General features: G+C 72.6%; 20 protein-coding genes. 10 read left to right on the top strand and 10 right to left on the bottom strand.

The features are described from left to right. Positions 1-53: 53 nt before the first annotated feature. Positions 54-308, top strand: a complete 255-nt coding sequence (locus IAG44_RS36710; RefSeq protein WP_187751384.1) for a hypothetical protein — start codon at positions 54-56, stop codon at positions 306-308. A gap of 54 nt (positions 309-362) precedes the next feature. Then, on the top strand, positions 363-821 hold the full coding sequence (locus IAG44_RS36715) for a PPOX class F420-dependent oxidoreductase (RefSeq protein WP_187751385.1): 459 nt from the start codon (positions 363-365) through the stop codon (positions 819-821). Here IAG44_RS36715 and IAG44_RS36720 read toward each other — a convergent pair. Both IAG44_RS36720 and IAG44_RS36725 read right to left on the bottom strand, forming a co-directional pair. Then, on the bottom strand, positions 818-1480 hold the full coding sequence (locus IAG44_RS36720; protein ID WP_187751386.1) for a VanZ family protein: 663 nt from the start codon (positions 1478-1480) through the stop codon (positions 818-820). The two genes, IAG44_RS36715 and IAG44_RS36720, sit on opposite strands and share 4 nt — an antisense overlap. A 91-nt stretch (positions 1481-1571) precedes the next feature. Next, complete coding sequence (locus tag IAG44_RS36725; protein ID WP_425508546.1) at positions 1572-2201, bottom strand: DUF4230 domain-containing protein; 630 nt, start codon at positions 2199-2201, stop codon at positions 1572-1574. A gap of 279 nt (positions 2202-2480) precedes the next feature. Here IAG44_RS36725 and IAG44_RS36730 point away from each other — a divergent pair, with 279 nt between their 5' ends. Then, complete coding sequence (locus tag IAG44_RS36730) at positions 2481-2909, top strand: nuclear transport factor 2 family protein (protein ID WP_187751387.1); 429 nt, start codon at positions 2481-2483, stop codon at positions 2907-2909. Between the two features lie 141 nt (positions 2910-3050). Here the strand turns inward: IAG44_RS36730 and IAG44_RS36735 are convergent, their stop codons facing one another. After that, complete coding sequence (locus tag IAG44_RS36735) at positions 3051-3722, bottom strand: response regulator (protein ID WP_187751388.1); 672 nt, start codon at positions 3720-3722, stop codon at positions 3051-3053. A 55-nt stretch (positions 3723-3777) separates the two neighbouring features. Next, positions 3778-4998 (bottom strand): sensor histidine kinase, encoded by a 1221-nt coding sequence (locus IAG44_RS36740; protein ID WP_187751389.1) that lies wholly within the window; start codon positions 4996-4998, stop codon positions 3778-3780. A gap of 308 nt (positions 4999-5306) precedes the next feature. Between IAG44_RS36740 and IAG44_RS36745 the strand changes: the two genes are divergently transcribed. The 3 genes from IAG44_RS36745 (at position 5307) to tuf (ending at position 8886) form a co-directional block, all read left to right on the top strand. Further along, a complete protein-coding gene (locus IAG44_RS36745) occupies positions 5307-6593 on the top strand; it encodes an alpha/beta fold hydrolase (protein ID WP_187751390.1) in 1287 nt (428 codons plus the stop codon). Between the two features lie 66 nt (positions 6594-6659). Beyond that, positions 6660-7622 (top strand): ribose-phosphate diphosphokinase, encoded by a 963-nt coding sequence (locus tag IAG44_RS36750; RefSeq protein WP_187751391.1) that lies wholly within the window; start codon positions 6660-6662, stop codon positions 7620-7622. Positions 7623-7692: 70 nt separating this feature from the next. Beyond that, entirely contained in the window at positions 7693-8886 is a 1194-nt protein-coding gene (tuf, locus tag IAG44_RS36755) for an elongation factor Tu (protein ID WP_187751392.1), read from the top strand. Between the two features lie 6 nt (positions 8887-8892). Here tuf and IAG44_RS36760 read toward each other — a convergent pair whose 3' ends face one another. Both IAG44_RS36760 and IAG44_RS36765 read right to left on the bottom strand, forming a co-directional pair. Beyond that, positions 8893-9267 carry an anti-sigma factor antagonist gene (locus IAG44_RS36760; RefSeq protein WP_187751393.1) on the bottom strand — a complete coding sequence of 125 codons (375 nt, stop codon included), beginning with the start codon at positions 9265-9267 and terminating at the stop codon, positions 8893-8895. Positions 9268-9444: 177 nt separating this feature from the next. Next, positions 9445-9870 carry a MarR family winged helix-turn-helix transcriptional regulator gene (locus tag IAG44_RS36765; RefSeq protein WP_187751394.1) on the bottom strand — a complete coding sequence of 142 codons (426 nt, stop codon included), beginning with the start codon at positions 9868-9870 and terminating at the stop codon, positions 9445-9447. A gap of 112 nt (positions 9871-9982) precedes the next feature. On the opposite strand from IAG44_RS36765, the gene IAG44_RS36770 reads away from it, so the two are divergent. Together IAG44_RS36770 and IAG44_RS36775 are read left to right on the top strand one after the other, a co-directional pair. Next, a complete protein-coding gene (locus IAG44_RS36770; RefSeq protein WP_187751395.1) occupies positions 9983-11437 on the top strand; it encodes an aldehyde dehydrogenase family protein in 1455 nt (484 codons plus the stop codon). Positions 11438-11479: 42 nt separating this feature from the next. Continuing rightward, the gene (locus IAG44_RS36775; protein WP_187751396.1) at positions 11480-12553 is read left to right on the top strand and encodes an NAD(P)-dependent alcohol dehydrogenase; all 1074 of its coding nucleotides are present in this window, start codon (positions 11480-11482) and stop codon (positions 12551-12553) included. 18 nt (positions 12554-12571) lie between these two features. Here the strand turns inward: IAG44_RS36775 and IAG44_RS36780 are convergent, their stop codons facing one another. The 3 genes from IAG44_RS36780 to IAG44_RS36790 all read right to left on the bottom strand — a co-directional run bounded on the left by IAG44_RS36780 (position 12572) and on the right by IAG44_RS36790 (position 14144). After that, a complete protein-coding gene (locus IAG44_RS36780; RefSeq protein WP_187751397.1) occupies positions 12572-13135 on the bottom strand; it encodes a TetR/AcrR family transcriptional regulator in 564 nt (187 codons plus the stop codon). Then, positions 13132-13494, bottom strand: coding sequence for a DUF1304 domain-containing protein (locus IAG44_RS36785; RefSeq protein ID WP_187751398.1), 363 nt, complete (start codon positions 13492-13494; stop codon positions 13132-13134). Before IAG44_RS36785 ends, IAG44_RS36780 begins: the two co-directional genes overlap by 4 nt. Positions 13495-13700: 206 nt before the next feature. After that, the gene (locus tag IAG44_RS36790) at positions 13701-14144 is read right to left on the bottom strand and encodes a nitroreductase family deazaflavin-dependent oxidoreductase (RefSeq protein ID WP_187751399.1); all 444 of its coding nucleotides are present in this window, start codon (positions 14142-14144) and stop codon (positions 13701-13703) included. Between the two features lie 205 nt (positions 14145-14349). On the opposite strand from IAG44_RS36790, the gene IAG44_RS36795 reads away from it, so the two are divergent. Then, positions 14350-15546: a cytochrome P450 gene (locus IAG44_RS36795; protein ID WP_187751400.1), complete on the top strand. Its 1197-nt coding sequence runs from the start codon at positions 14350-14352 to the stop codon at positions 15544-15546. Positions 15547-15558: 12 nt separating this feature from the next. Then, positions 15559-15747 (top strand): ferredoxin, encoded by a 189-nt coding sequence (locus tag IAG44_RS36800; RefSeq protein ID WP_187751401.1) that lies wholly within the window; start codon positions 15559-15561, stop codon positions 15745-15747. Here IAG44_RS36800 and IAG44_RS36805 read toward each other — a convergent pair. Then, positions 15734-16648, bottom strand: coding sequence for a hypothetical protein (locus IAG44_RS36805; RefSeq protein ID WP_281404319.1), 915 nt, complete (start codon positions 16646-16648; stop codon positions 15734-15736). The genes IAG44_RS36800 and IAG44_RS36805 overlap by 14 nt on opposite strands. Positions 16649-16780 lie beyond the last annotated feature (132 nt).

Consider the following 16780-nt stretch of genomic DNA (forward strand, 5'->3'; position numbering starts at 1 on the left):
GCCGGAACGCTCGCCGGGTAGCGCCTCGCCGGAGTCGTCCTACCCTCGATTACATGACCGAGATAGCGAGCCCCTACATCTCCCACCCGCGGATCATGGTGCTCGGGGTCCAGCCGGGGACTCCCCCCTTCCGCATCATGGAGATCGACGGCCAGGTCGTCGGCTCCACCCACGCCGTCGCCGAGGTCCTGGAAACCGCCGCCCGCTTCGGCATCACGGTCCACGACCTCGACGACCCCGACACGATCCGCTGGGTCGGCGGCGACCGCTACACCTGGCGGCCCCGCCAGGGTCTGGTGCGCCCCTGAATATTGGCTCCGCGATCATGAAATGAACGGGCGGCCCCGGATGTTGATCGCGGCATGACCCAAGGACCAGCACCCCGCCCCCTGTCCGACGAAGCCCTCTCCACCCTGCTCGGCACGCAGCAGTTCGGCACGCTCGCCACCGTCAAGCGCAGCGGCCACCCCCACCTGACCACCATGCTCTACGCCTGGGACCCCGAAGCCCGCACGGTGCGCTTCTCGACGACGGCCGACCGGGTCAAACTCGCACACCTGCGGCGCGACCCGCGCGCGGCCCTCCACGTGCAGGGCGGCGACGTCTGGTCGTTCGCCGTCGCCGAGGGCGAGGCCGAGGTCTCCGAGACCACGACCACCCCCGGCGACGCCGTCGGACAAGAACTCCTCGGAATGATCCCGGAAGCGGCGAGACCCGACGACGAAGCCGCGTTCCTGCGCCAACTGGTCGCCGAGCGCCGCGTCGTCATCCGCCTGAAGGTGAACCGCCTGTACGGCACGGCGCTCGACATCGAGAGCTAGGAGGGGCCCTGGACCTTCGTCCTCCGGGCGTGCATTCCGCGCCCCAGGCGACGGCCCAGCAGCAGGTAGCCGAGCAGCGCGCCCGTCGTGTTGAGGATGACGTCGTCGATGTCGAAGGCGCGCCCGGTCACCAGCGCGCCCTGCGCGAACTCCACCGCCAGCATGACGACGGCCGTCAGCAGCAGCACCTTCACGATGCCGCGCGCCCTCGGCGCCACCACCGGGACGAGGATCCCGAACGGGACCCCCAGCAGCACGTTCCCCCCGATCTGCCGCACCGCGTCCCGCAGCTCGGGCTGGTCCAGATAGGCCCGCAGGGAGTGACCGGGACGCAGGTTCGTGTGCACCAGGGGCACCGAGGCCGGCGAGGGCTCCAGCGTCAGCCGGGCGAGGAGAGCGCCGAAGGCGACGAGGACGGCGAAACCGACGGCCATCGCCGGGATGCGCAGGAACAGGGGGAGCGGACGGGGGCCGGTGGGGGCGGTCTTGGCGGGCTCGGCGGGTTTCGGAGAGGGCTTCGCCGGCGGCTTCTTCTCGGCGCGCGGGCGGACTGTCAGCCGTTTCACCAGCCCCTTCAGGCCGCCCGGCGTGGGTTTCGACGGAGGTGCGGGTGTCGCCTTGGACTTCGTCGTACGCGGACGGGGGACGGCACGGGCCATGACAGTCCTCCAGGCTTCAACTTCCCTGCGTCATAAGGCTGTTACCCGGGAAACGCCCGGGGATGCGGGGACGACCCTGGGCGCCGTCCGGTCAGGCGACGTAGGAGACGGTGACCTCCTCGAAGCCGAGGGAGCGCAGCAGGCCCTTGAGCATGCCGGTGGTGTTGGTCTCCGCGCGCGCCGTCAGCTCGCTCTCCCGCGCGGCCTCGCCGATGTGCTTCACGGCGAGCTTCTGCACCGCCTGCTCGCTGTTGGGGTTGCCGGAGAAGAAGTCGCCGAGCCGGTCGAACAGGCCGCGCTGCTTGGACACGGCGTACGAGCGGGACGGGTCGAGCGCCGGGGTCGCCAGGCGCGCGTGCGGCAGCCGCAGGGTCGCCTTCGTCCGGTCCTCGTCGACCGTGACGTCCTTCTGGGCCACCTTGCCGAGGTCGACGTACGCGTCCACCGTGCCCGCCCCCACGTACAGGGTGCGGCTGCCGCGGATCGCGTCCGGCAGGAACTTCGCGTCCTTCTCCAGGTCGACGACGACCTGGAAGTTGCCGGACGCGCCCTCGAAGCGGCTCATGTCCTGGATCGACTGGAGCAGGGCCGGGCCGGTGCGGTCGGTGGTCTCGGTGCCGAAGAAGTCGCGCAGGCCCGGCAACAGGCTGAGCCGGATGCCCGCGAACATGACCGCCAGCACCACCACGACCGAGGTGAGCACCTTCGCCCACGCCGGCATGCGCTGGGGCAGTCGCTTCGGACGGGTCGGCACGGTGTCGGGGGGAGTCGTCGTCACGGTGGCGGTCTCCTTCCTGCGGTCCCCGCTGTCACGGGGTTCCCCGTACTGGTGTTCCCTCCCTACGGATTCCCGCCGAACGGCCCCGCGCACCGCCCTGTCGACAACCTGTGACAGGGGCGGCCCTACCTGGGAGGTAATCGCGGCGGCCCCCGCGAGGCGGCAAAAATCCCTTCCACAGCGCGAGTTCACCCCTCCGAGCCCCCGATGAGAGGCCCCGCCATGTCCCCCGACATCCGCACCTCGGTCGACCTCCTCCTGCGCCGCGTCGGAGAAGGCGACCCCGACCGCATCGCCTCCCGCTACGCCGAGCACGTGGACTGGCGACTCGACTGGCCCGCCCATGAACACGGGCGCCCGTCCACCCCCTGGATCCGGCACCGCGCCACCCGCGCCGAAGTCGCCGACCACTTCCGCCAACTGGCCGCCCACCACGTCCCCGAGGAGGCCGCCACCCGGGTCGAGCGCGTCCTCGTCGACGGCCCCGACGCCGTCGTCCTCGGCGAGATCCGCCAGACCGCGCGGGCGACGGGGCGGGCCTACCGGGCGCGGTTCGCCCTGCATCTGACGGTGGAGGACGGGCTGGTGACCCGGCATCACGTCTACGAGGACAGCCTCGTGGTGGCCCAGGCGTTCGAGGAGGCGGAGTGAGGGAGGGGGAGTGAGGGAGCCGGACCGTCCCGCCGGAGTGCGGGAGCCGGACTGGCCCGCGCCGGGCCTGTTCTACCCACCCGCTCCGCCCCGCCCGCCCGCTCCGCCCGCCCGCTCCGCCCGCCCGCTCCGCCCGCCCGGTCAGTCCTGCCCGCCCGGTCTGACCAACCCGTGATCGAACGCGAACACCACCGCGTGCACCCGGTCCCGCAGGCCCAGCTTCTCCAGAACCCGGCCCACATGGGTCTTCACCGTCGCCTCCCCGATGTGCAGCCGCGCCGCGATCTCCGCGTTGGACAGCCCCCGCCCCAGAAGCAGCAGCACCCCGTGTTCACGCTCCGTCAGCCGGGCCAGCCTCCGCGCGACCTCCGGGGACGGCTCCACCGGCGTCGCCCGCGCGAACTCCGCGAGCAGGCGCCGGGTGACCGTGGGACCCAGCAGCGCGTCCCCCGCCGCCAGCGTCCGGATCCCCTCGATCAACGCCTCCGGCGGGCTCCGCTTCAGCAGGAACCCCGCCGCACCCGCGCGGACGGCCGCGAACACGTACTCGTCCAGCTCGAACGTGGTCAGGATCAGCACCTTCGGCGCGCCGTCCCCGAGCGCCGCGATCGCCCGCGCCGCCCCGACGCCGTCCAGGACCGGCATCCGGACGTCCATCAGCACCACGTCCGGCCGGACCTCCCTGGCCAGCCGGACCGCCTCCGCTCCGTCCGGGGCTTCCCCCACGACCAGGAGGTCGGGCTGCGTCTCCAGCATCATGCGCAGTCCGGCACGCATGAGGTCTTCGTCGTCGGCGAGGAGGACACGGATCACGGGGGGCCTTTCCGGAGAAGGGGAGGGGAGGGACCGGCGGGGGTGGGGTGCCGGGTCATGGCGGGCCTTCCGCAGGGCGAGGCACGTCGGCAGGGCGAGGCGGCTCACCGACCGGACCGCTGCCGGACCCCACGCCGTCCAGCGACACAGTCCCCGACACAGCCCCCGCCCCCGGCACAGCGCCCGCCGCCCTTGCCCCCGGCCCCGCCCCCAGCCCCTTCCCCGCCACCGGCATCACCGCGGTGACCCGCCACCCCGCGCCCCCCTCTTCCCGTGGCCCCGCCTCCACCCACCCCCCGACCCCCGCGACCCGCTCCCGCATCGCCCCCAACCCTCGCCTCCCCCCGGCCACCACCCGCCCCGCACCCCCGACCCCGTCATCCGTCACCCGCACCACCACCCTCCCCTCAGCCACCTCCACCCCCACCTCCACCACCACCCGCGCGGGCCGCGCATGCCGGACGACGTTGGTCAGCGACTCCTGCACCACGCGCCCCACCGCCTCCGCGACCGGCGAGGGCAGCCCGCGCAGCTCCCCGGCGGAGGGCAGGCGCAGCTCGGAAGGGACGTCCGGGGGAAGGCGGGCGGCGAGGCCGCGAAGGTCCGCCTCCACGTCGTACGACTCGGTGAGCAGCCCGAGGACGCGGTCGAGGTCGGTCATCGCGGCGCGGCCGACCTCCTCGATCCGGGCGAGGGCGTCACGGACCGGCGGGGACGTGTCCGCGAGGGTGAGCCGGGCGGCACCGGCGTGGGTGAGCATGACGGTCACGGCGTGTCCCACGGCGTCGTGCAACTCGCGGGCCATGCGGGCGCGTTCAGCGGTCACCGCCCGTTCCCCGTCCCGTGCGCGCAGGGTTTCCGCCATCTCGTCCCGGGCCCGCCCCGCGCGCCCCGCCAGCCACGCGACGCCGTGCGCCACGGCGGCCGGCACGAACGCGCGGTCGTCGGAGGCGAGGGCGACCAGCACACCCGCCACCGGCACCGCGGCCAGCTCCAGCGCCCGGCGCGGCGGCCGTGACCGCACGACCAGGGCCAGCGCGAGGGCCGACGCGAGCGACACGTTCGTCACCTCGGCGCCCGACACCACCGCCGCGACCGTCGCCCCACCGCCCGCCCACAGCGCCCACCCCGGAGCGAACCGGCGCCCCGCGATCGCGACGAACCACACCACCGCGCACACCCGCTCCACCACAGCCCCGCCGAACACCGACGCCGTGTGGTCCGACGGCCCGATCGCGATCACCGCCGACAGATAGGCGACCACGACATCGAGCACGACCCACCACGGCCCCCGCTCCACCCCTCTTCCCTCACCCCTTCTCGCACCGCCAGGCCCCGCCCTGCCGCCCAAGCCCCTCATGTCACCCCCCGATTCCAGCCGATTCCGACCGATTCCGCGACACCCAGCCCCAAGCCCTCGGCCCGAAGCCCGCCGCACCGCTGCCCCGCCGTTCCCCCAAGCCTAGAAACCCCACCCCCCACCCCGCGTCCCCCCGCAGAGCTACCCCCCGTCCCCCTACGAGAGGACCACCCCGACCACCGCGGCTGACGCGCTACCCCGCCCCCCACCTCGACCCTCGCCGTATGACGACGACACAGCAGCTCCAGCCCCCCACCCCACACTCCACCACCCCCCGCTCCCGCCCCCGCTTCCGCGCCCTGCGCATAGCCGCCCGAGTCCTCCTCACCGCCCTCGGCATCCTCCTGGCCCCCGTCACGGCCCTGGCCGCGGCCTGGGGAACCGCCACCCTCACCCCCACCCCCTGGCTCCTAGCGGCAGCCGCCCTCACGGCGGCGGCGGTCACCTGCGCGCTCCTCGCGTACGCCGGCACCCGCAGCCGCCCCGGCACCGCCCTGATCACCGCCGCGACCCTCACCCTCACCTGCGGCGCGGCGGCCCTGACCGTCCTGAAGCCCCTGGACGAACCACCCCCCGTCCCCCGGGCGGAGCCCACCGGCTACTGGACCCTCGACACCGGATCCCGCCTCGCCTACACGCGCCTGCCCGCGCGGGGCACCCCGAGGACGACCCCGGTCATCATGCTGCACGGCGGCCCCGGCACCCCCGGAGACGGCCCGGACGCGACGCAGCGGATGCTCGCCGGACGCGGCTACGACGTGTACTCCTACGACCAGGTGGGCGCGGGCCGCTCGACGAGGCTGAAGGATCCGACGGGATACACGGTGGCGCGGCAGGTCGCCGACCTGGAGGCCGTGCGGAAGCGGATCGGCGCGGACCAGGTCGTGCTGATGGGCGCCTCCTGGGGCGCGACGCTCGCCGCCGAGTACCTGGCCGCGCACCCGGACCGCGTCGAGCGGATGGTCCTGACGTCGCCGGGCGTCCTGTGGGCACCGGCGTGGCAGGGCCGTGACGAGGGCGACATCTGGGACCGGCTGACCCCGGAACTCCAGGCCCGCATCGACGAGTTGGAGGCGAGCCCGAGGCTGGTCGCGTGGTCGCTGCTGATGGCGGCCGACCCGAGGGCCGCGCACGCGGTCGTCGGGGACGCGGAGATCGACCCGGTGTTCGCGAAGCTCCTGACGATCGCCGCGCCGGCCGCGACCTGCCACCCGGAGCGCCCGCTGACGGACCTGCCGGGCTCCCTGCCCGGCTTCTACGCCAACCAGCTGACCGCCGAGGATCAGTCGAGGGTCCCGGACCCGCGTCCGGCGCTGCGCCGGACCGACGTCCCCGTCCTGGTCGTCCGGGGCGCCTGCGACTACAAGGACCCGGGGATCGCCCGCGAGTACGACGAGGTGCTGCCGGACTCGACGCTGGTCACGGTCGAGGGCGCCGGACACCTCGTCGACCTGGAGCGGCCGGCGCAGTACCGGCGCGCGGTGGCCGGGTTCCTGGACCGACTGGACTGATCGGAAAGCGCCGGGATCCGTAGGATGAGGGCCCGACATGATCATTCGACTCTCTAGGAGCCGATCGTGCGAGACATAGCCGTCTTCAGCGGCAGCGCCCACCCCGAACTCGCGGCGGAGGTCTGTGCCCACCTCGGAGTGCCGCTGCGCCCCACGCTGGTCAGCAGGTTCGCGAACGACTGTCTTGAGGTGCAGCTCCAGGCCAACTGCCGGGAGCGGGACGTCTTTCTGGTGCAGCCGCTGGTGAAGCCGGTCCAGGAGCACCTGGTGGAGCTGCTGTTGATGTGCGACGCGGCGCGGGGCGCGTCCGCGCGGCGGATCACCGTCGTGATGCCGCACTATTCGTACGCGCGGTCGGACAAGAAGGACGCGCCGCGGATCTCGATGGGCGGCCGGCTCGTCGCGGACCTGATGGTGTCGGCCGGGGCGAGCCGGGTCCTGGCGATGACGCTGCACTCCCCGCAGGTGCACGGCTTCTTCTCGGTACCGGTCGACCACCTGCACGCGCTGCGTGAACTCGCCGCGCACTTCCGCCAGTACGACCTGTCGCGCACCACCGTCGTCTCCCCGGACCTCGGCAACGCGAAGGAGGCGGCGGCCTTCGCGCGGCTGATCGGCGCACAGGTCGCGGCGGGCGCCAAACAGCGGTTCGCGGACGACCGGGTCAGCATCAACTCGGTGATCGGCGAGGTGACCGGGCGCGATGTCATCGTCCTGGACGACGAGATCGCCAAGGGCAGCACCGTCCTCGAACTCCTGGATCGACTGCGGGAGTTGAAGCCGCGCTCGATCCGGGTCGCCTGTACGCACGGGCTGTTCGCGTCCGGCGCGCTGAAGCGGCTGACCGCGCAGCCGGACGTGCTGGAGATCGTGTGCACCAACACGGTTCCCATCGCGGAGGAGGAACTGGCGGAGCACGGCGGCAAGTTGCGGGTGCTGTCCATCGCGCCCGCGCTCGCCGAGGCCGTGCGCCGGATTCACAACGGTGAGTCCGTCAGCGCCCTGTTCGACGGGCCGGTGAGCGAATAGACAGGAGGAAGGCGCCATGTGACGGCGTATCAGACGCCGGGCGCCCCCTCAGCCGACCAGGAGGCCCGCAGTGGCGAAGGAAAAGTTCGAGCGGACCAAACCGCACGTGAACATCGGCACGATCGGCCACATCGACCACGGCAAGACGACGCTCACCGCCGCGATCACCAAGGTGCTGCACGACCGGTTTCCCGACCTGAACCCGTTCACCCCGTTCGACCAGATCGACAAGGCGCCCGAGGAGCGCCAGCGCGGCATCACGATCTCCATCGCGCACGTCGAGTACCAGACCGAGGCCCGGCACTACGCGCACGTCGACTGCCCCGGGCACGCCGACTACATCAAGAACATGATCACGGGCGCGGCCCAGATGGACGGCGCGATCCTGGTCGTCGCGGCGACCGACGGGCCGATGCCGCAGACCAAGGAGCACGTCCTGCTGGCCCGTCAGGTGGGCGTGCCGTACATCGTCGTCGCGCTCAACAAGACGGACATGGTCGACGACGAGGAGATCCTGGAACTCGTCGAGCTGGAGGTCCGGGAACTGCTCACCGAGTACGAGTTCCCGGGCGACGACGTCCCCGTCGTCCGGGTCTCGGCGCTGCGGGCGCTGGAGGGCGACCCCGAGTGGTCGCGGTCGGTGCTGGAGCTGCTGGACGCCGTCGACACGGCCGTCCCGCAGCCCGAGCGGGACGTCGACCGGCCGTTCCTGATGCCGATCGAGGACGTGTTCACGATCACCGGGCGCGGCACGGTCGTCACCGGGCGGATCGAGCGGGGCACGCTCAGGGTGAACACGGAGGTCGAGATCATCGGCATCCACGAGCAGAAGGCGCGCACGACCGTCACCGGAATCGAGATGTTCCGCAAGCTCCTCGACGAGGGCTGGGCGGGGGAGAACGTCGGGCTGCTGCTGCGCGGGGTGAAGCGGGAGGACGTGGAGCGCGGGCAGGTCGTCATCAAGCCGGGGTCGGTGACGCCGCACACGCGGTTCGAGGCGCAGGCGTACATCCTGTCCAAGGACGAGGGCGGGCGGCACACGCCGTTCTTCGACAACTACCGTCCGCAGTTCTACTTCCGCACCACCGACGTGACGGGCGTGGTGACGCTGCCCAAGGGCACCGAGATGGTCATGCCGGGCGACAACACGGGCATGCTCGTGCAGCTCATCCAGCCCATCGCGATGGAGGAGGGGCTGAAGTTCGCCATCCGTGAGGGCGGGCGGACGGTGGGAGCCGGCCAGGTCACGAAGATCATCCAGTAGGCCGGTTCATAACGTCTCGCCGGGCTTGCCCAGGGCGGTCTCCACGCTCGGCGCGGGCGGCAGGAGCTTCGACAGGCCCGTCGCCCGCAGCACCCGCAGGGTCAGCGGGTGTACGCAGACCAGGCGCAGTTCGCCCTCGCGCTCCAGGGTCCGGGCGCGGGCGCGGTAGAGCAGCCGCAGCCCCGAGCAGTCGAAGAACTCGATCGCGCTGAGGTCGATGAGTACGCGCGGGGCCTGGCCCGTCACGCGCGCGTCGATGTGCGGCAGGATCTCCATCGCCGCGACGATGTCGATCTCGCCGTGGAACTCCAGCACGACATACCCCTGTTCCTCACGGATGCGCAGGTGAGGGGTGTCGACCAGGGGTTCCTGCGGCACCATGGCATTGCCTCCAGCACGGGCCGGCGGATGGGAAACTGCGGACGCGGGGGAGCGCTCGGCGGAGCCTGCCTCAGCAAGTTACCCCGATGGAGTGAATTCCAGCATGTTCGATTGACATATGTCTCTGAAAAAGGCCCGCGTCTTTACAGCAGGGTCCGCTGTGCGGCTACGGCGCGCCTACGACAGCGCCTGCCAGGCCCGCGTGAGGGACTGTCTGAACTGGTCCGTCTGCCGCTCGGTCAACGCCGTGACCATGCGGTTCTCCAGTTCGCGCACCGGCTTTGCGTGCAGCGCGAGCAGGTCGCGCCCCGCGTCGGTCAGCAGGATCCGCAGCTCCCGCTTGTTGCGCGGATTGCGCTCCCGGCGGACCAGGCCCCGGGCCTCCAGGGTGCGCACCAGGTCGGCGGTCGACTGCGCCGTGACGAACGAGTCCCGGGCCAACTGGGCGGCGGACAGGCCGTCGTGGCGCTCCAGGACCGTCAGCGCCGTGTACTGCAGGGCCGTGATGCCCGACGGCCGCACCAGGTCGTCCAGCCGGGAGCGGACGGCGAGTTCGAGCTGCTTGACCATGTAGAGGAGGGAGGGGGGTGCGCTTCCGGCCATGTCCCAAGCGTAAACCATTGACAGGAAACCTGTCCGTAAAGAGACTGCGAACAACCAGGAAACCTGTCGGTTGACGACGCGGCGACGGCGCCGCAGAACCCGAGGAGTGGCGATGACCGCCTTCCAGATCGACCCCGGGCAGCTCTTCATCGGGGGCCAGTGGCGCGAAGCCGCCGACGGGGCCCGCACCGAGGTGACCGACCCCTCCCGGGGCCGCCCCGTCACCACCGTCGCCGAAGCCTCCGCCGACGACGTCGACGCCGCCGTGCGCGCCGCCCGCGACGCCTACGACCACGGCCCCTGGCCCCGCCTCACCGGCCGCGAACGCGGCCGGATCCTGCACCGCGTCGCCGAGCTGATCCGCGAAGAGGCCGACACCCTCGCCGAGTTGGAGAGCCTGGACGTCGGCAAGCCGATCACCCTGGCCCGCGCCGTAGACGTCACCAACACCGCCAACGACTACGAGTACTACGCGGCCCTCGCCTTCTCCCTCGACGGCGCCGCCCGCGAGACCCAGCACCACGCCCACGCCTACACCAGACGCGGCCCCCTCGGCGTCGTCGCCGCGATCACGCCGTTCAACTTCCCCCTGATCCTGGCCGGTTCGAAACTCGCCCCCGCACTCGCCGCCGGCAACACGGTCGTTCACAAGCCCGCCGACGAAACTCCCCTGAGCGCCCTGCACATGGCCGGCCTCCTCAAGCGGGCGGGCGTCCCCGACGGCGTCGTCAACGTCGTCACCGGCACCGGACCCGTCGCCGGCGAGGCCCTGCTGCGCCACCCCGGCATCGACAAGGTCGCCTTCACCGGCTCCACGCAGGTCGGCCGGCACGCCGCCGCGCTCGCCGGGCAGGCGCTGAAACCGGTCACCGTCGAACTGGGCGGAAACGCGCCCCACCTCGTCTTCGAGGACGCCGACCTGGAGAAGGCCGTCGCCGCTGTCATCAAGGGATTCGTCTTCAACACCGGCCAGTTCTGCATGGGCGGCCCCCGCCTCCTGGTCGCCCGCCCCGTCCTCACGACGCTCCTCAACATCCTCGCCGACGCCGTCCCCGGCATCCCCGTCGGCGACCCGCGCGACCCGGCGACCGTCGTCGGCCCGCTGGCCGGCGAGCGGCACCTGCGCAAGGTCGAGGAGTACGTCGAACTCGCCCGCAAGGACGGCGGCCGGATCGTCTGCGGCGGCGAACGCCTCGACCTGGACGGCGGCTACTACTACAAGCCGACCGTCATCGCCGGCCTCCCCAACGACTCCCGCGTGATCCAGGAGGAGATCTTCGGCCCCGTCCTCACCGTCCAGCCCTTCGACACCGAGGACGAGGCGGTCGCGCTCGCCAACTCCACGCCGTACGGCCTCGCTTCAGGCATCCAGACCGGCAACCTCGCCCGCGCCCACCGCGTCGCCGAGCGCCTTCAGGCGGGCATCGTCTGGATCAACGACTGGGCGATGCTGGACCCGGCGGTGCCGTTCGGGGGCGTCAAGGACTCGGGGTTCGGGCGGGAGTACGGGCCGGAGGCGCTGGCCTCCTACCAGCAGACGAAGTCGGTCGTCGTCTCGCTGGACTGACCCCCCCGAAGCAACCCGCCCTCACATCGCAGGAGTTCAGCCGTGCCCCTCACCACCCGAGCCGCCGTCGTCGAGTCCGCCGGCGCCCCCTTCACCTTCACGGACGTCACCCTCGACGACCCTGGCCCGCACGAGGCCGTCGTCCGCATCGCCGCCGCCGGCCTGTGTCACACCGATCTCGGCGTCGCGGGCGGCGGGCTGCCGTTCCCGCTGCCCGGGGTGCTCGGGCACGAGGGCGCCGGGGTCGTCGAGGCGGTCGGGGCGGCCGTCACCTCGGTCGTGCCCGGCGACCACGTCGTGCTGTCGTTCACGTCCTGCGGGGAGTGCCGCAACTGCCGTGACGGGCACCCCGCCTACTGCGCGCACTGGCTGCCGCTGAACCTGATCGGGGGCCGCCGCGCCGACGGCAGCGCCACGATCACCCGGGACGGCGAGGAGCTGGGCGGGCACTTCTTCGGCCAGTCCTCGTTCGCCGAGCGGGCCCTGGTGGACGAGCGCAGCCTCGTCAAGGTCGACCCGGAGGTGCCGCTCGCCTCGATCGCCCCGCTGGGCTGCGGAGTCCAGACCGGGGTGGGCGCGGTGTGGAACGTCCTGCGGCCGAAGCCCGGCAGTACGGTCGCCGTCCTCGGCGCCGGGGCCGTCGGACTGTCGGCGGTGATGGCCGCCGCGCTCTCCCCGGCGACCGAGATCATCGCCGTCGACCGCGTCGCCGAACGGCTGGAACTCGCCCGGGAACTCGGCGCCACGCGCACGCTGAGCGACGTCCGCGAACTGGCCGGAGTCGACGGCGTCGTGGAGACGACCGGCAGCACGGCCGTCCTGCGGGCCGGGGTCGACGCGCTCGACGCGCGCGGCACCCTCGTCGTCGTGGGGGCGCCGCCCTTCGGCACCGAAGTCGCCCTGGACGTCAACGGGTTGCTCACCGGAAAGCGGGTCGTCGGGCTCACCCTCGGGGACAGCGAGACACAGAGCCTCATCCCGACGCTGGTCGGGCTGGTCCGCTCAGGGCGGCTGCCGCTGGAGAAGCTGATCGGGACGTACGGGTTCACGGACATCGGACAGGCCGTGGAGGACATGACGACAGGGAAGACGGTCAAACCGGTGCTGGTCTTCTGACGAGGTGCGGGCGCCTGTTCACCGGCTGGCGTGCAGCGCGACCAGCAACTGCCACACCTCGTCGGCTATCTGACGGGGTGTCCCCGCCAACAGCCCGTGCAGCCAGTCCCCCAGCACCCCCGCGAAGGTCGCCGCCACCGCCGACGCCACCAGCGCCGCGTCGGCGGCCCCCGCCCGCTCCCGCTCCCGCAGGCTGTACGCGCGCAGGTCCCGGTGCAGCACCAGCCCCAGGGGACCGCCCCCGCCCGGCGTCAACAGCCGCCGGTACAGGGCGAGATGAGGGGTGAGGGAGGCGAAGAACTCCGGCAGGGCGGCCGGCGCGCGCACCGGGTCGGGCCGCCCCTGCCAGGCGTGCAGTGCCTCCACGGCCTCACGCACGACGTCCGCGCACGCGTCGACCGCGAGGTCTTCGAGGTCGGTGTAGTGGACGTAGAACGTGGCCCGCCCGGCACCGGCACGCCGGACCAGCGCGGCCACGCTCACCTCCTCCAGCGGACGCTCGGCGCACTCCGCGAGCAGCGCCGCCCGCAGCCTCGCCCGGGTGCGGGCGGCCCGCGGGTCCTCGGGCGCGGCGCGGGTCACTGCGCGATCAGCACGGCGGCCAGGGCGATCGCGCCGGGCACGGCCTGCGCGAACAGGATCCGCCGGTTCGCGGTCGCGGCGCCGTACACCCCCGCGACGATCACGCAGGCCAGGAAGAAGACCTGCGCGCGGAAACCGGTCGGGTCACCGGCGACCAGGCCCCAGACCAGGCCGGCCGCGAGGAAGCCGTTGTAGAGGCCCTGGTTGGCCGCCATCTTCGCGGTGGCCGCCGCGAACTGCGGGTCGAAGCCGTGGAAGCGGCGCCCCGGCGGCCTCTGCCACAGGAACATCTCCAGCACCAGGATGTAGGCGTGCAGCACGGCGATCAGCGCCACCAGCACGTTCGCGACCGTCTCCATGACCTTCTCGACTCCCTCGTCTCACCACCAGGACGCGTCCGGGATTTCCTGGACACCTGTCCACTATAGCTGGACAGGTGTCCAGGAACTCGCATCCGGGCATGAGGAAGCCCCGCCGCGACGGGGGAGCGCGGCGGGGCCTGATGTCCGCGTTCCCGGCAGGCGGGGTTTCACACCTGCCGGGCCGCGAATTTCCTGTGTGTTTTTTACGCGCCGGGCTCCAGCACGAACACCGGGATCTCCCGGTCCGTCTTCGTCTGGTACTCCTCGTAGGGCGGATACGCGGCGACGGCCCGCGCCCACCAGGCCGCCTTCTCCTCGCCGGTGACCTCACGGGCCGTCATGTCCTGCTTCACCGGCCCGTCCTGGAGCTCGACGCGCGGGTCGGCCACCAGGTTGTGGTACCAGGTGGGGTGCGTCGGCGCGCCGCCCTGCGAGGCGACCACCGCGTACGCGCCCTCGTGCTCGACCCGCATGAGCGGCGTCTTGCGGATCTTGCCGCTCTTCGCGCCGCGCGAGGTCAGCACGATCACCGGCAGCCCGGTGTCGAGCAGCGTCGTCCCCTCGGTCCCGCCGGACTTCTCGTACAACTCCACCTGCTCCCGCACCCACTGCGTCGGGCTGGGCTCGTACTCGCCTTCGAGCGGCATGGAAACCATCCTTCGTCATGTCGTACGCCGTGCGTGTTACGGCTCCCATCCTCACAGTCCCGGGCGATCACCGCACGGGCGGGGCCGCAGAGTTCAGGCCAGATCACCGCCGCCGTCCATCTGGCCGAACTCTTCGTCGCCAGTTAGATGCTTGAGGCATCTAATGGGGGGTGGTACGTCGGAACCCACTGTCTGCGAGGTCTCCATGACACGTCCGGCCCCCCTCGCCTTCCCGCAGGACCGCACCTGCCCCTACCAGCCGCCCACCGGCTACGACTCCCTGCGCACCGACCGCCCCCTGACCCGCGCGACCCTCTACGACGGCCGCCCGGTCTGGATCGTCACCGGCCACGCCCTCGCCCGCACCCTCCTCACCGACCCCCGCCTCTCCTCCGACCGCACCCGCCCCGGCTTCCCGGTCGTCTCACCGCGCGCCAAGTCGGCCAGCGACCGCACCGTGCCCGTCGTCGGCGTCGACGACCCCGCGCACCGCGTCCAACGCCGCATGCTCATCCCCGACTTCACCCTCCGCCGCGCCGAGGCGCTGCGCCCCGCGATCCAGCGGATCGTGGACGACCGCATCGACGCCCTCCTCGCCCAGGGCCCGCCCGCCGACCTCGTCCGCGTCTTCGCGCTGCCCGTCCCCTCGATGGTGATCTGCGCCCTCCTCGGCGTCCCCTACGACGACCACGAGTTCTTCGAGCGGCAGTCCCATCGCGTCCTGCGCGGCAAGGACGAGCACGAGGCCCGCGAGGCCCGCGAACTGCTGCGCGGCTACCTCCGCGAACTGATCGACCACAAACGCACCGCCCCGCCCGGCGACGGCGTCCTCGACACGCTCGTCCACCACCGCCTGCGCGACGGCGAACTCGACCGCGAGGGCGTCGTCGACATCGCGTTCATCCTGCTCATCGCGGGCCACGAGACGACCGCCAACATGATCTCCATCGGCACCTACACCCTCCTCGGCCACCCCGACCGCCTCGCCGAACTCCGCGCGGACCCCGCCCTGTTGCCGGGCGCCGTCGAGGAGCTGATGCGGATGCTGTCCATCGTGGACGGCCTGCCGCGCGTCGCCCTGGAGGACATCGACGCGGGCGGCGTCACGATCCAGGCCGGCGAGGGCGTCATCTTCTCCACCTCCGTCGTCAACCGCGACACCGCCGCCTACGACGACCCCGACGCCCTCGACCTGCACCGGCCCACCCGCCACCACCTCGCCTTCGGCTTCGGCATCCACCAGTGCCTCGGCCAGAACCTCGCCCGCGCCGAACTGGAGATCGCCCTGCGCACCCTCTTCACCCGGCTGCCCGGCCTGCGCCTGGCCGCGCCCGCCGAGTCGGTCCCCTTCAAATCCGGCGACATCATCCAGGGGATGCTCGAACTCCCCGTGACCTGGTAGAAGGCCGCGCCCATGCACATCGACATCGACACGGACGTCTGCATCGGCGCCGGCCAGTGCGCCCTGACCGCCCCCAAGGTCTTCACCCAGGACGACGACGGCTTCTCCACCCTCACCCCGGACCACCACGACCACCTCGACGACCCCATGATCCGCGAGGCGTCCCGCGCCTGCCCGGTCTCGGCGATCACCGTCGACTAGAACCGCACCCCACGGTCGGCCCCTCCAGCATCCCGCCCGTGTAGAGGGCCTGGCCGCGCGGCATCCAGTACCCCAGCTTGGACACGACCGTGCCGCACCGCTCCCCGACGGCGACCCGGACGACGACCGTCGACGGGTTGCCCGGCTGGAGGTCGGTCAGCGCGCAGTCCAGGGCGTACGGGGTCCGGGCGGTCGCGGGGTACCGGCCGACCAGGGGGTTCACACAGCGGGCGTCGGCGGTGGTCAGCTCCATCCCCTCGACACCGATCAGCCCGAACCGCCCGCTGCCGTCGCCGAGTTCACTGTCCCGGGCGACCGTGTACGTCAGCGTCGTCACCGCACCGGGACTCAGCTCACGCCGGTCCACCTCGATCCGGTGCGTCGGCCGCGCTGCGGGCGCGGTGAGGGTGAGCGTCGCCCGCACCGTGCCCGCCAGCTCCACCCCGGCGGGCACCGACCGGACCCGGACCGACGCCGTCACCTCGTACGTCCCCGGCCCCGGGTACGGCGTCGAACCGGGCAGCGCGCCGGACGCCACCGGCACACCGTCCCGGGTCGCGCTCCAGGTCCCGGAGGTGAGACAGGCCGGGCGGACACCGGGACGACGACAGGTGGCGGGCGCCGACACCGCCGTCACCGGCGTGCCGCTCCCCGCACAGAGGCTGACCCGGGCGACCTGCCCGCCGGGCCCGCGCAGGGTCCCGGCGGGAGCGCACAGGGTCGCGGGAGCGGCGGGCCCTTCCGCACCCGGGGCCACTGCCGCGCCGGGTGCCGCTTCCGCCGCGACCGACGTCCCCCCGGCCGTCCCCGGCACATCCCCCCACGCCGGCCCCCCGACCCCCGACGGCACCAGCAGCACCCCCGCCACCAACCCCACGAACCCGATCCGGCGTACCCGCACGACACGGCCTCCCGCACCTCACCGACCGGCCCGGCGCCGGTCGCTCACGGCGAGGATGCGCACGCCCCCGCGACCCCCCGCCGCTCCCACGCCGGGCCGTCACCTGAAATGCCTTGCGGACGGCCGACGACC

Origin of the sequence: Streptomyces roseirectus (genome assembly GCF_014489635.1) — a bacterium.
GTDB lineage: Bacteria > Actinomycetota > Actinomycetes > Streptomycetales > Streptomycetaceae > Streptomyces > Streptomyces roseirectus.

Bases quoted from the DNA above. Each gene is read 5' to 3' on its own strand.
- IAG44_RS36710 (WP_187751384.1), top strand. From the start codon at position 54: ATGACCGAGATAGCGAGCCCCTACATCTCCCACCCGCGGATCATGGTG.
- IAG44_RS36715 (WP_187751385.1), top strand. From the start codon at position 363: ATGACCCAAGGACCAGCACCCCGCCCCCTGTCCGACGAAGCCCTCTCC.
- IAG44_RS36720 (WP_187751386.1), bottom strand. From the start codon at position 1,480: ATGGCCCGTGCCGTCCCCCGTCCGCGTACGACGAAGTCCAAGGCGACA.
- IAG44_RS36725 (WP_425508546.1), bottom strand. From the start codon at position 2,201: ATGCCGGCGTGGGCGAAGGTGCTCACCTCGGTCGTGGTGGTGCTGGCG.
- IAG44_RS36730 (WP_187751387.1), top strand. From the start codon at position 2,481: ATGTCCCCCGACATCCGCACCTCGGTCGACCTCCTCCTGCGCCGCGTC.
- IAG44_RS36745 (WP_187751390.1), top strand. From the start codon at position 5,307: ATGACGACGACACAGCAGCTCCAGCCCCCCACCCCACACTCCACCACC.
- IAG44_RS36760 (WP_187751393.1), bottom strand. From the start codon at position 9,267: ATGGTGCCGCAGGAACCCCTGGTCGACACCCCTCACCTGCGCATCCGT.
- IAG44_RS36765 (WP_187751394.1), bottom strand. From the start codon at position 9,870: ATGGCCGGAAGCGCACCCCCCTCCCTCCTCTACATGGTCAAGCAGCTC.
- IAG44_RS36770 (WP_187751395.1), top strand. From the start codon at position 9,983: ATGACCGCCTTCCAGATCGACCCCGGGCAGCTCTTCATCGGGGGCCAG.
- IAG44_RS36785 (WP_187751398.1), bottom strand. From the start codon at position 13,494: ATGGAGACGGTCGCGAACGTGCTGGTGGCGCTGATCGCCGTGCTGCAC.
- IAG44_RS36790 (WP_187751399.1), bottom strand. From the start codon at position 14,144: ATGCCGCTCGAAGGCGAGTACGAGCCCAGCCCGACGCAGTGGGTGCGG.
- IAG44_RS36795 (WP_187751400.1), top strand. From the start codon at position 14,350: ATGACACGTCCGGCCCCCCTCGCCTTCCCGCAGGACCGCACCTGCCCC.
- IAG44_RS36800 (WP_187751401.1), top strand. From the start codon at position 15,559: ATGCACATCGACATCGACACGGACGTCTGCATCGGCGCCGGCCAGTGC.